This is a genomic window from Paenibacillus sp. FSL R5-0473, from assembly GCF_038004565.1.
GTDB lineage: Bacteria > Bacillota > Bacilli > Paenibacillales > Paenibacillaceae > Paenibacillus > Paenibacillus amylolyticus.
Map to the genome: position 1 here is coordinate 2,597,985 of NZ_JBBORL010000001.1, position 14,178 is coordinate 2,612,162.

Below are 14,178 nucleotides of genomic sequence, written 5' to 3' on the forward strand. Positions count from 1 at the left end.
TGCCTCCTTTCTACTCTTTCATGCCCGAAGTGGCCATCGTCTGCATAACACTGCTCTGAGAGATGATAAACAGAGTGATCGGTACGATCATCAGCAGCAAAGCAACAGCCGCACCTACACCAGCTCTTGCAATCCCTCCCTGCACAATCTGACTGAGCGCATAATGCAGCGTTTTGAGATTTTCACTGTAAATGAAACTCCCGCCATCCGTTCCCCATAACGCTGGAAACTGCAGGATCATGAGCGTGAGCCATGCCGGCTTCACATTGGGCATCACGATGCTCCAGAATATCCGGTATTCATTGGCTCCATCGATTTTGGCTGCCTCCAGCAAAGCATCGGGAATCTGCTCCATGAACTGTTTCATCAGGAAAAGTCCCAGCGAGAACGCAAGTGATGGCACAATAATGGACGCATGAGTGTTAATCCAGCCAAGCCAGGACATGACCATGTAGTTCGGAATCGCCGTAACATGCGGCGAGAACATCAGGGACAGAATGACAATGGTGAACAACACTTTGGAACCCGGAAAACGATATTTCGCCAGCGGATAAGCCGCTGCAGATGCAAGCAGGATATGCCCGGCTGTGCCAAGTATCGTAATGAGCAATGTGTTGGCAATATAGCGGGATAACGGCACCCACGAATTGCCCATGAGGTTGATCAGATCGGCAAAATTCTCCGTTGTCGGATTGTTCACCCAGAAGCGCGGCGGGAAAATAAACAGCTCATCCAGCGGCTTGAATGCATTGTTGACAGCATAGATGAGCGGAAGCACCATAAAGGAGCCGAACACGCCCAGCAATGCAAATAACATCAGGCTGACGGTAAATGACCGATTAAGCCTTTTTGGCATGCCAAACACGGCACGTACTTTGCTGGTCATCGTCATTCACCTATCTTTCTAAGCATTTTTTGCGTGAAAACGTTTGTACCCAGCATCAGGGCAAACAGAACCGTTGCGATGGCCGAGGCATAGCCCATCTCGAAACGAATGGTTCCGAAGTCCATCAGATGTGTGACAACTGTGTGTGCCGCATAGTTTACGCTCGGGAAACCTGCCAGTGCGATGGAGATCTCAGCTACGGCGAAGGAAGCGGTAATCTGCATTACCGCACCAAACATCAGCTGCGGTCTCATCGAAGGCAAGGTGATGTACCAGAGCTCCTGCCAGCGATTTTTGATCCCGTCTACGGTTCCTGCTTCAACCAGAGAACGATCAATGGTTTGCAATCCTGCAATAAAGGCCAGGAAGCTGGTTCCCAGGCTCAGCCACAGCTGTACAATAATGACGATTGCCAGTACATACTTCTCGTCTGCGAGCCATTGGATCGGTTCCAGTACGACGCCAAGGCGCATCAGGAATCCGTTCATATACCCGTAGCTGTCACCCGAGAAGATGATCAGCCAGATGAAAAAGACGTTGCCCGATATGGATGGGGCATAGAAAACCAGCGTCATGACCGCCCGAATTTTAGGAGACAGCTCATTGATGATCCACGCAAACAAAAAGCAGGCTATATAACTGAGAGGGCCTGTAATTACGGCAAAAAGCAGCGTGTTTTTGAGCGCGATCAGAAATACGTCATCGTTCAGGAAAAGCCGGGAATAGTTCTGCCAGCCGACAAATCGCGGCAGCTCCAGCATATTGAAGTGAAAAAAGCTGAGCCCGAGTGAAATGCCGACCGGAATGACAGTAAACATGAAAAAAATCAGCATAAACGGTGCCATCAATACGTAATAATGCCTGCTGAGATACAGATCCCGCTTCAATAGGGACCACCAGCCGACCTGGCGGGTATGGACGGCAGGAGCGGCGGCTGTCTTGGTAGTTTTAGCTTGCAACCGTTACCCTCCCTTTCCTCTATTTCAGATTAAATTCTTTGCGTTTCAACTCTATTTCATCATCAATGTACAAGACATAATCCGATAAGGCTTCACGCGGATTTTCATTAGCATTGACAACCTTACGGAAGGCGTTGTCCAGATGTCGTCCCGTGAAATAACCTCCAGGAAGCTGCGGGATTCCCTGTACCCATTCCCATTGTTTCTCGAGATTTTGATAATCCTTCACAGGCCAAGGCAATTGCTTCAAGGCTTCGATATTGGCCGTTGGGTAACGGGCAGCCGCTCCCATAAGACCTTCCATTTCTCTCCCGTATTCAATCTGGGTCTGATCATCAGTCCACCACTTCATGAACTTCCACGCTGCTTCCTTGTTGTCCGCATTTTCGAGCATCATCACCGCACTCGTAGCGCTGGCCACTTCATGCCGTATGGATCCATCCGGAAGCTGTGTACCCGGAACAATCGTAAAGTCCCAGAGATTGCGGATTTCCGGAGCCATAACTGTCAGCATGTTATACGTGGTGTAATCAGCAATTCCGATCGGCATTTCCCCTGTACGGAAGCGGTTCGGAAAATCGGCTTTGAGCGGAAACTTGTAATTGGTATAAAATTGCGTCCAGCGTTTGAACGCGTCCATTGAAATCTCCGAATCCAGTGCACTTTTCTTCTGGTCTTCGGTGTAGAACGTTCCGTCATTCTGATATAACAACATCGCAAAGGTTGAATTCGGAACCAGGTTGGCATTGTTCAGCGTATCCTCTATCGGCAGATAAAACTCCATGTTATGCTTCTGCAGCACGGCGATGGCGTTATATACGTCTTGCCACGTTTTCGGCGGTTCGAGGCCCAGTTCATTCAGAATATCTTTGCGGTAAAAGAGCATTGGAAAATGCTGTTGCTCTGGAAGGGCATATACCCCGTCGTTGTAGCGGTAAGGCGTCAATCCGCTTTCACGGAACCTGCCCGAAATTTCCTCGAAATCGGGGAACTGGCTCAGATCCGCTGTTGCATTCCTCATCGCATAGTTCACCGGAATGTCTTCGCCCATCTGCATGGCTACATCCGGTCCTTCCCCCGAGAGTGTTGCGGGCAGCAAAATATTCGGCGGAACGAGACGTAACTGCACAGATACATCCGTATCCGGGGTAAACGAATCGTCGATCATGCCTTTCAGTACTTGGGCCTGATCTCGTCCGGTTGTGATCCATACGGTGATGGCATCCTTCTTTTGTTCCACGTTGCCAATGCTGTCGTAATCTTCGGTATACGAGGCAACATATGCACCCAGTTCGTGCTTCACCTGCTGGACGGTGCTCGCTTCCGCTTTTGGCAGCGATTCACCCGGCGGAGATACGACAAGGTAATCCAACGTAATCGGCTGTTCACGTACCGATAGAATCCATGTGCCGAGACCACCTACGTTAATTTTGAACGTATCCAGCCGTTTGGGAACCGTCTCTGGTCTGGCCGCCATATCTTCAAGCTGCAATACCATAGCGTGCAGTACGGCCACTTTGTCACTTTGCTCACCCGTGGCCTTTTCCAGGTAATCTGCAACGGAACGCAAGGTGTCAGCTTGTCGTTCAAACACCTCCATCATCTCCGGAATACGCCGTTCCAGCTGGTAATCCCGCAGTGGGTCCGGACTGTTGGAGGTAATCATTAATATTTTGCGATACATCTCATTCAGTTCCAGCACGCTGGATTCCACGGTCCGCAGCAGCGGAGCGATGTCGCCAAGTGTAACCGTCATTCGGATTCGATGTTTTCCTTTTTCCAGATGAAACTGATATGGCTGATCTTCTCCCGAACCCAAGACCTGAGTTTGCCAGGCCGGGCTGTAGTTAAATCGAATGCGTTTCATTTCCTTAAACGGAACTTCGCCGTTAATCGTCAGACTGCGGGTGGCATAGATGCCACGCAATTGATCCTGTTTCACCTTAAGCGCCAGTTGATACAGTCCGTCTTCAGGCACGTCAATTTCCCATTCAATCCATTCGCCCGGCAGTTTCCAGTTAATGCCCCCGATGGCGTTCATCCGAATTTTCGATACATTATAAGGCTCGAGTGAAGGACTTGATCGGTCCGAGATTGGTGCCAGTGTAGGAGATGATTTGCTAACAGCTTCCTCCCCCTGAACTTTCAGCATGACAGGAGCCGATTGTTTCAAACCGAGTGAGGCATAGGTTTGCTCCAGCTCTGCATAGGAAGGAACTTCGCTTTCTTGATATAGCTCAATATAATCGATCGCCATGCTTTCTCTTAATGAAGTAAGCGATAACTTCTGACTGCCTTTTTCAAAATAAAACTGAAACGGTTCCTCGAAGTACCCTGCGCTGTCCTTGAAGGAAGTCAGCTGCCATTCGGGCTGTTCCACTTGTCTTGGTCTAAGCTCGTTGCCACGATCGTCCTGCCGGACGTTGTCCTCGCGATTCCCCCATACCCTGTCAAACAGAAGAATATCGGCCCCTCTGAACGGGACCTTACCATTAAGCTCAAGCCTGCGTTCGATCCCGGAGCTTTTGCCTTCTACGGGATAATAGTGAATGCGAATGTTGTACAAACCGCTCACTTGAACGGGAACATCCCAGCGAATGGTTCCAGTTTCCGGCGTAATTACGGCATTTCCGTCTAATCCGGCGTACCCTTGCACAACCTCAAATTCTCCATCCTCTGCCTGAACATAAGATTCGCCTTCGATGCGTACAATTTCATCCGGTTTGGCCGTATTATCATTAGCAGTCAGATAATGCTCATAACTGAATGAATCCTCGGTTCCCGATACCGCCTCAAAGTCCTCAAGCGCATGTACCGTTCCCGGATTACGATCCCGCGATGGATATAGTGTCCATATGGAGAGCACCAAGGCCAGGACAAGCACCAGGATTAGTCCCTTTTTCTTACGTGACCGCATGTTTGAATGTATCCCCTTTCCTGTAAGCGTTGAGAGAACTGAACGATTGACTAACCCGGACAGACCGCACCTTCACTGGTGCGTTCTGCCCGTGTAACGTGATACTTATTTGTAAACCTCATCAATCGCAGCCTGGAAAGGAGCCTTGTATTTCTCGATCAGCGTAGATACGGATACCCCTTCTTTGAGTTCCCCATCAAAATCCCAGAACGGCAAGGACGGGAATGTGTTATGGTCGAGAACCAACATACCTTCCGCAACCTCTCTGGCGTTGTTGATATCTGCTTCATCGGTCAGATGTGTCTCCAGTGTGGATTGTCCTGGATACTCATAGATCGATTCGATCTCATTAATTTTCTCCCAGATGTACATCAGTTGTTCCGGATTCTCTACTGCTTTTGGAATCGTTATAGCTTGGTAACGTGACTCACCGGAGTGATACGCTGTTGCACTTGGACCTTTTGGAAACGGTACAAAACCAATATCGTAGTCCTTCATATCCGTCATAATACCTTCAACTTCGTACATGGCACCTGAATACATCAAGGTGTTGCCTTGACGGAAGAACGTGGATGGCTCTGTCCAATCGCCGCCCTCAGAAGCTCTACCGACCTTCTCGGTAGCCAGTTTGGACAGGAAGTTCAACGCTTCTTTCGTTTTTGGATCTTCCAGGTTCTGCTTATCCTCTTTGGTCAGAGAAGCCTCGTTGGAATACAGAATCGGTTCCAGCAAGCCCGTTTGAGCGAGTCCCCAAGTGTCTAGCTTGCCATCATTGTTTCGATCCTTGTTCGCTTGCTTGGCAACGCTGATAAACGTATCCCAGTTCCATTCATCGGCATCCACATACTCCTGAAGTGGCTTCAAGCCGAGCTCTTGCATGAGTGTGCGATTATAGAAAATCCCGTTGATAAACGAGGACTGGTCCTCGGTAAAGCCGTAACCTTTGCCTTCATACTGCATGTATTCCTTGGTTGTTTTCTGGTTGAATACCTTGTCGTTTTTAATATAATCATCCACCGGCCATAACAGATCCTGTTTGGTCAATGCCGGAATGGCATAGTTTTTGCCCAGTCTAACCAGATCGCCAAGCGGTTCACCGGCCATCAGGGAAGCAACTACTTTTTCCTGATATTCACCAAAATCGATGGAAACATATTCAATATTAAAGTTGTGTTTTTTCTTCAGCGCTTCGAGATTCTCAAGGCGTTGAATGTTGTCCGGGTTGTTCCCCTGTATTTCCATGTCCCACCAAGCAACAACCTTGATCGTTCTGCCACCCATGTCAAAGTCCATTTCTGGCGTGGAGTTTTCATTCTTTGACTCGGTTTCCGCGGGTTTTTGTTCCTCCTGTGGTGTTGTCTTTTCCGGCTCGGGTTGAGCGGTAGGTGCAGAACTGCATGCAGCAATTACCAACAAGACCGCAAATACCAGGCTCAGTAGCATGAACTTGTTTTTTCTCATCGTCTTCCCCCCTGATTGTCGTTTGCTATCACAGTGTATCGTTCAAATGAAAGCGCAAACAACCTGCCGAAATACAGATGTTTACCCGGGCTGAATATAGATTTGCGTAATTTTGCACGAGCAAAGTGCATTATAGGTTTTAATTGGTAAAGAAATGCACTGTCTACAAAAATATGCACATTGTATGCGCTTTCTTTTATTACCATAATGAAATTAAGTCAAATTTCAGTTAATCTAGCGCATTACAATTCAGCAGAAGGTGAGGTATTGCTTCATGTATGATATTTTACTTGTGGATTTCAGCCGTCGTTTGTGCGGAGAGTTGCAACAGATGTTGCTACGGAGCAAAGCTCAATATACTATCGCAAATTGTGTGTTCTCATCGGCCGAGGCTTTGACCGCATTGTCAGAACGAGACTTTTCCCTTGTTATGGTACATACAGAGAGGTTTGATACCGCGGGGCTCTGGTTATGCAATGACATCCGAAAAAAAAGTCAGATACCTATCCTCCTGATGGGTGGAAGAGATCACTTCAGGTTTGTACGCAAAGCCCTGACGTATCAGGTAAATGATTATCTCCCGTATCCTGTTAGTCCTTCTTCTTTACTTAACAGTCTGCATGGACTTAGGTCCCACCTTGAAACCGACCCGGCACACAAAACGTCGTCGTTCTTCAAAACACCCGTTCAAATGAACGGTAAACCCATGCACTCCAGTCATGTTATTCGTATCGTTAAGGCCTATGTACGGGATCATCTGAGTGATGAAATCACGCTGAAGAAGATCTCTGACATGCTTCATTTTAACTGTGCGTACCTTGGACAGAAGTTCAAGCTGGAAGAGAAGATGTCTTTCAATGATTATATGCTCCAGCAACGTATGGAAAAGGCACAGCAGTTGTTGTCTTCCACGAATCTGCGAATATATGAGATTGCTATTGAGGTAGGTTATAAGGATATTGATTGGTTCTATAAAAAGTTCAAAGCGTATGCCGGATCGAGTCCCAATGCTTATAGAAGACAAAAAATCCACACGGCCTAAAGGTGGATCGCCGAATCGGTTTGTTTATCAATTAGATAATAACCACAAAAAAACGCAGGATGTATTCTACTTCCTGCGTTTTTTTGTGGTTGTTTGGGTTTGGTCAATTCCAGAGTATTCACCGTTAACGTACCAAAAGGGATTCCCGGTATTCTTGGGGAGTCATTCCCGTTATTTTCTTAAAAAGTCGGGTAAATGAATGGGCAGCCTCGTACCCCACTTGAAGTGCGACCTCACGCACCATAAGATTTGTGTTCTGAAGCAATTCTTTGGCTTTCCGTATTCGGCAGTCGTCAATGAACTCTGACACGTTTATTCCCATTTCCTGCTTAAAGAATCGTGACAGATAGGATGGATTAAAATGATGGAGTTCTGCCAGTCTCACCAGAGAGAGATCTTTCTCCAGGTTCTCCTTGACGTAACTGCATAAGGAATGAATGATAACGTTAGCACGTTCCTGCTCATTTGATCTTTTGTAGCGGACTAATTCATCAGCAGCACGATATAGAAATTGTACTGCATCCTTCATGCATGTATACTCCCCTAAGTGCAGCAAGCTTCGTTGATCCGGGATCTTCTGTTGAAGACCCCAGCGATTGATCGTTGAATGCAATAATAAGGCCAGATTGTAGTATGTCTCCATGGCACGTTCCATCGTAATATCCTGTTGCATCAGTTCTCCTGCAAGCTCCTCAAATATATCGTAAAATGGCTGAATTCGTCCCGTTTCCAAATATCCTGACATAATCTCGATCCGGTTTGAGATCCGCATGGATTCTTTGGGTACATCAGATGAGAGATCATTGCGATGATCCGTGAGTACCATGGATACACCATCCCCAATTTTCATCCACTGGAGTAATCTCAGACGTTCATATTGTTTGGTTAACTCGGACCAATTGCAGCTGCGACTACTTAATGAAAAAGCAATGGATACGCCGAGTGATACCATGCATGCTTCCTGTACCAGTTCTAGTGTACCTTCTAGAAATCGCACAAGTTTATCATTTGTCATCTCTTCCTCCTGCTTCGGCTGAAGCAGCCAGATCGTATCCCCATAATGGTCCGTTACACTTGCGCACACTGTACGCTCATTCATCAGAGAAGAGCCGATAATGCGCACAGACTCTTGAACTTGTGTGAGGTCCGAACCTTTTTCTGGCAGATTATTGAACCGACCCAGTATGAGATAAACAGGCGAGTTGATCTGTAATCTTATATCTCGTTTGGATAATTCGTCCTGCATATCCATAGTAGAATCTATAACCGCCGTACAGTCTTGAAGTAACTTCCGTAAATACTCTTTTTGCTGTATCAGTGCAAGCTGCGAATTAACTTTATGAGAATGTTCCAACAACTCAACCATGCTGTGACTTTGCCGGATCTCTTCCATCACTTCTTCTACAACAGACATCACCTTGTCATAACCTTCCGTTTTGAGCAAGTAACGCACATTAGCCATCTGAAAAGCTTGATATGCATATTCAAAATCGCTATGTCCTGTAAGAAAAATGACGCGACAATTCGGCCAACTGGCTTGAATCCGCTCTGTCAGTTCCAACCCACTCATGCCCGGCATACGGATGTCCGTTAGAACAATGTCAATTCTCGACCGTTGCATCCAGGTCAATGCTTCTGTTGCAGAGTATGCCTTACATACATCAAGCTGGTCGGGTATATGTCTGGCGAACGTTTCATAGAGACTATCCGTAATAATCTCCTCGTCATCTACAATCAAAAGTCGATACATTCGTTTTCCCCCTCTTTCCACTGGATTCGAATTGTGACTTTTAACCCTTGCAGTTCACTTCTGGATAGGAAAAGGCCACTTCCTTCTCCATACGTCAGGACCAGACGTCGATGAATATTTATTAATGCCGTCATTTCGTCTGTACCTCCATCCTTATGCAAACGATGTTGAAGAGTTTGAATGTGTTGCTCTTCCAATTCATTTCCATTATCCTCTACGGTGATCTCGGCATATGAACCTTCCATATTAAACCCAATAATTAGAAGACCGGAGTCCGTATTCTTTTCAAGGCTGTGTTCGTAGGCATTCTCAATAATAGGTTGAATAATGAGTCTGGGAACTTTAATATGTTCCATCTCAGCAGGTAGTGGCCCAAAATCAACTTTGATTCGTCTGGAGAATCGTAATTGTTGAATCTCTGTATAGATTCGTGAATGCTCAACTTCCACTTTCAACTTCACATGATCTGTTTCATTCCGGGTAATGAACCTGAAATACTCTCCAAGCATGTTCGTGAATTGCTCAATACGTTCGGTTTCTCCTGTCCTTGCCAGTGAATTCAGAATAAAGAAGCTATTGTACAGAAAATGAGGATTAATCTGCGATTGGAGCTGTTTCAACTCGGCCCGCTGCATCATCAGTGTTTTCTTAAAATCTCGATCGATAAGGGATTGAAGATTTTCAATCATTAGATTGAAACGGGTGTAGAGGAAGCCAAATTCATCCTTTCGGTTATGCGCAATGGGGACATCAAGCATGCCTCCCTCCATTTTTTTGAATCTTTTCACCAACAACAGCAACGGGATATGAATCAACTTGTAACTTGAATAGAGATACGCCGTGATGGCAACAAATGATGTAATTGCAAACAGCCAAGCCCAATGATAGAACTTGCTAAGTGGCTTCGTAACAATTGCCTCGGGTAGATATGTAGCTACGGATAAGCCCAGGGAGTCCATATGCAACTGACTAACATGGTACATGGTGTCCCCCACCTTCATCCGAAAGCCATCAAGTGTACCCTTTACACTGTGCTCACGGTAATTCGCGAGAATAACACTAGCTTGTTGTTTATCTGTGATGGCATGCCCCGTTTTGTCCTCAATCAGAAACGTTGAACTCTCCGGGTACAAATTAAGCCGTGTGAGTTCATTCTGAAAATGGTATGTATCCAGCTCCACCTGAATGACAAAAAGCGGGGGTTCTCCTCTCGTGCCTGTCAGCCTGACGGCATTTAAGTTCAAGGCGTCCTCTTTCACCGTGAAACGTGTACCTTTTCCTTGCATGCCTGAACTGAAATATAGATAAGAACTTTTATCGAAATCATCGATGCCTTGGATCGCGGATATACTCTTGCCAACAGAAGGGATATGTACATGAACGTTTTTGATATAAGCAGTGCTATTCTTGAATGAAGCGAGTCGTTCAGTCAGGTAATTTAATGTATCACGCCGCTCAACCTGATCCATCATGTCCCAGAGAATCGCCAGACGATTGAGTTTTCGATCCTCAACGATATCAAACTGCTGTAATTCCATCCATTCTATCTCTCTGTTCAATTCCACCACATATTGATTCAACCGTCTCTCCGTTGACAACGATATCTCCTGGCTTGCATTGTCATAACTCCAATGATACAGATACACGCCAAGAAGAATAAGAGGAAGCACAAATACCAGATAGGTGATTATTAATCGCGCAAATATACTGTTAAACCATGATTTAGCAGGGATCTTGATCAATACATTCACCTCCAATGCCAAAGGCTGAGTGGGTTCCTTGTATGAATAAAGTGAACATTAGCGCTCCTTTGGCTTGGTGGCGCGAAACCACGCGTTAACCTCCGATGTGATCTGATCTCCCCCCAGCTTGCGCCAGTTCTCAACGAATTGATCAAACTCATCTATCGACCTGCCTAGAATAATGTTCATATAGGCTTCAAGCTGAAGATCCCGAAGAATAATTTGTCGATCAACCATCGTGTCCGTAATTCCGCCCGTGAATTGATCATAGAGAAGTTGGCCGTTCTTCTCGTAAGAAGCTGCAATGCTAAAAGCACCCAAAGGCCCATAGGTTTGTTTCCAACCCCAGCCGCTCTCTACATCTTCCAATTCATAGGCCACAATGCGTTTGTGAATGGCGAGAGCTTCATTCTGCAGAGCCGAGAAGTCTCCTATACTTCTGGCATCCCGAATTTGTTTGTATGCATCTATATTTTTATTACCGGGAAAAGGAGTTACCGGTGAAAGCATCCACACAGCTCGGGAGTCGTCATTGTAGTATGTTTCATACTGTGCCTGATCCCCCCAGTTGATGTCCAGATGCAGATTCATGAGCTTTACAACAACTTCCGGATTAGAGAATCCCTTTTTTACAGCAAAGTATTGCCCAGTGTTGGAACGTAGCGGTACGAACAGGTTCCGGTCCGACTTGGCAACAATGGGATATGCCTGCCATTCTACATCTATACCTGTATCTTTATCACGGGTGCTCTGAAGCATAAAGGATGTCCACTGTTCGCCGTAAAGCATCCCTATTTTTCCATCTTGAACTAGACGAAACGCCTTGTTTCCACTTTTATAACCAAAATCCGGATCAAGTTGGCCTTCACGATACAACGTTTGCAGTACTTTCAAAGCCTCCCGAACTTCAGGCTGTATACCTCCGTAAGTGAGGTTTCCTTCTGCATCTTTAACCCATATATTAGGGTAGGCACCATAGCCGGACATGAACCCTGCAGCTCCCATAACTGGATCCCATAGATGGTTCGTTAGCGCAAGTCCGTACGTATCATGCTCTCCGTTCCCGTCGGGGTCCTTCTCTGTAAACGCTTTCGAAACCTGGAGAAGCTCTTCCATCGTTTCAGGCGGCCGTAGCCCCAGTTGCTCCAACCAATCGCTTCTAATCCACAGGTACTGCGCTGTCTCAATGGAGGAAGATGATTCGGGAATAGCCATGAGTTTGCCATCAATGGTTGCCGCATCAAATGCGCCTCTTCCCTCCGCCTCCAATATACTCTTTGTAAGTGGGGAAGCATACTCTTGGTACACATGGGTTAAATCTTCGATCATTCCAGCATTGCTCAGTTGTCTAAGTTGATATGGATTAACTTTCACCACATCTGGAAAACGTCCTGCAGCGAGGGATACACCCAACTTCTGATTGTATACATCTCCATTAGCAGTCCAGTCATAGTGAATTTGAATACCTAGCTCTTTCTCATACAAACGAGTCCAGCGATTATCCAGTATCGTCTCACCAGGTAACTGACTAATCATGCGCTCAAGGTCATCTCCCGTTTCCCTGACAAAAGAGACCACGATGGGAGGAGAATACCTCTCAAACGTAGCGGGAAGTTGAATCTGCTGCCCATCTTGCTGCGGATGATGTTGTTTGCTATTACCTTCGGTATGACCTGCTGGTATGGATACAGCAAGGAACAGAATGAAGGTCCATCTTGTTATGTCCAGACATCTCTTATACATGACGACATGCCCCCAGTTCGGTTTGAACAACTCTCTTCTCTCTGTCAACTTTAATCCATATCATTGTACAACAACTTGTACTCATTGAATACGAAAAGCCGCCGTTGGGCGGCTTTTACGTATTTTCATTGTTTCTCATCAGGATTAATCACGCGATATTCAAAATTCGAAAAGTCAGCTGTTCCTCCAGCTATTTCAGTTGAATATACAAACAACCCTGTTCGGCAACCCATAAAATGATCCAGTTTATATATCATTTTGTGGACAATCCCTATATCTCTCCATTCAGTTCCATCGAAATAGGCAAAAGAGCACTCATCCAGATTGTTCTCAAAATTTCCGAATGCTTTTAGTTTAACTACTGAATCTGATACCGGGATACGTTCATGTTCAGTGGCTGGCTTCTGGTCGATCAGATTGCCAAATATGGTGGAATCCTCACTATCTCTGGCATGCATGACCAAGTAAAACTTGTTATCCTGCTTCGTAAGAGCGATCATACCGTACGAACCGATCAGAAAGCACAATCCGGCATAATCCCCATCATTCAGACGACTGCCATCAAGCGTAACTATTGATTCGGAAGCAGGCCCCATTGAACGCTGGGTTAGTGTGTTGACCGCAAACGTCAGATTTGGGCTGATCTGTCCCGTTCGAACACGATACACTCCCGGTTTCTCTGTAACGGACCAAAGTTCATGATTAGGTGTATGATTCCATTGCCAAAAATCACGGAGGCGGATGCTTCCATCTTCCTCGGGTTCATAATTGAAACTGTCGCTACCTACTAACGAGTTATAACGGTGCTCTGGTCTCGTGCTCGGGATATCAATCTGTTTCGGCGCTTTGCTTGCAAAGACCGGTTTACCTTGATCAAAGTGTAGCGGAACCAAAACAGGAACCCGGCCAACAGCCCCATGATCCTGAAACAGCATTGCATACCAGTCTCCATCCGGCGTATCGACGATACCGCCCTGAGCAACACCTGAATTGAAATAATCCATATCATCATTGAATACTTCTCCACCAGTGAAGACATCTTCCAGAGAGTCTGCCATATAAAACGCCTGTGTTCTCCGTCCGGAAGCTTTCGTTATATGAATCAGGAATACAATATATTTCCCATTGATCTTGTAGAAATGTGCCCCTTCATAACCAAGGTGATGAGGCTGCTCGTCTTTTACGATCATACGATGCACTCCACCAGGTTTGGGCCCGGACAAATCAGAGCTTAATTCGGTCAGATAAATCTCGGTATTACCGTACACGAGATAGGCTCGTTCATCATCGTCGAAAAATAAGGAGCAGTCATGGTAAAACCCTTCGACTACTTGTTTCTTCCAAACTCCCGAGATGGTGGGGGACGTATACAAGTATGTCTTACGAGTATCATTTGCAACAAAGATCACATAGAACATCCCTTGATGATAGCGGAGCGATGCAGCCCACATGCCTTTGCTATAAATATGCTGACCATCCACCAGCCGTTGGGCAGGTGTATCGTCCAATGTGTCGTATACATATGTGGCAACTTCCCAATGGATCAGGTCATATGAACGCAGGATGACACATCCCGGCATCATATGCATGGTTGTACTAACCATATAATATGTGTCCTCTACACGAATAACGTCAAGATCCGGGTAATCGGCCCAAATAATCGGATTAGGATACATGC

General features: G+C 46.1%; 9 protein-coding genes. 1 reads left to right on the forward strand and 8 read right to left on the reverse strand.

What is annotated here, in order from left to right; genetic code table 11:
- Nucleotides 1–10: 10 nt before the first annotated feature.
- The 4 genes from MKY28_RS11260 to MKY28_RS11275 form a co-directional block, all read right to left on the reverse strand.
- Nucleotides 11–886 (reverse strand): carbohydrate ABC transporter permease, encoded by an 876-nt coding sequence (locus MKY28_RS11260; protein WP_026081082.1) that lies wholly within the window; start codon nucleotides 884–886, stop codon nucleotides 11–13.
- A 2-nt stretch (nucleotides 887–888) separates the two neighbouring features.
- A complete protein-coding gene (locus tag MKY28_RS11265; RefSeq protein ID WP_036615906.1) occupies nucleotides 889–1,845 on the reverse strand; it encodes a carbohydrate ABC transporter permease in 957 nt (318 codons plus the stop codon).
- Between the two features lie 19 nt (nucleotides 1,846–1,864).
- Nucleotides 1,865–4,762 carry an extracellular solute-binding protein gene (locus tag MKY28_RS11270; protein ID WP_340935995.1) on the reverse strand — a complete coding sequence of 966 codons (2,898 nt, stop codon included), beginning with the start codon at nucleotides 4,760–4,762 and terminating at the stop codon, nucleotides 1,865–1,867.
- Between the two features lie 105 nt (nucleotides 4,763–4,867).
- Complete coding sequence (locus tag MKY28_RS11275; RefSeq protein ID WP_340935996.1) at nucleotides 4,868–6,223, reverse strand: extracellular solute-binding protein; 1,356 nt, start codon at nucleotides 6,221–6,223, stop codon at nucleotides 4,868–4,870.
- A gap of 274 nt (nucleotides 6,224–6,497) precedes the next feature.
- On the opposite strand from MKY28_RS11275, the gene MKY28_RS11280 reads away from it, so the two are divergent.
- On the forward strand, nucleotides 6,498–7,265 hold the full coding sequence (locus tag MKY28_RS11280) for a helix-turn-helix domain-containing protein (protein WP_047842955.1): 768 nt from the start codon (nucleotides 6,498–6,500) through the stop codon (nucleotides 7,263–7,265).
- 124 nt (nucleotides 7,266–7,389) lie between these two features.
- Here MKY28_RS11280 and MKY28_RS11285 read toward each other — a convergent pair whose 3' ends face one another.
- The 4 genes from MKY28_RS11285 to MKY28_RS11300 form a co-directional block, all read right to left on the reverse strand.
- Nucleotides 7,390–9,015 carry a response regulator gene (locus MKY28_RS11285; protein WP_340935997.1) on the reverse strand — a complete coding sequence of 542 codons (1,626 nt, stop codon included), beginning with the start codon at nucleotides 9,013–9,015 and terminating at the stop codon, nucleotides 7,390–7,392.
- Nucleotides 9,000–10,766 (reverse strand): sensor histidine kinase, encoded by a 1,767-nt coding sequence (locus tag MKY28_RS11290; protein WP_340937906.1) that lies wholly within the window; start codon nucleotides 10,764–10,766, stop codon nucleotides 9,000–9,002. The genes MKY28_RS11285 and MKY28_RS11290 overlap by 16 nt, the downstream gene beginning before the upstream one ends.
- A gap of 48 nt (nucleotides 10,767–10,814) precedes the next feature.
- Entirely contained in the window at nucleotides 10,815–12,500 is a 1,686-nt protein-coding gene (locus MKY28_RS11295) for an extracellular solute-binding protein (RefSeq protein ID WP_340935998.1), read from the reverse strand.
- Nucleotides 12,501–12,625: 125 nt separating this feature from the next.
- The gene (locus MKY28_RS11300; protein WP_340935999.1) at nucleotides 12,626–14,176 is read right to left on the reverse strand and encodes a glycoside hydrolase family 43 protein; all 1,551 of its coding nucleotides are present in this window, start codon (nucleotides 14,174–14,176) and stop codon (nucleotides 12,626–12,628) included.
- Nucleotides 14,177–14,178 lie beyond the last annotated feature (2 nt).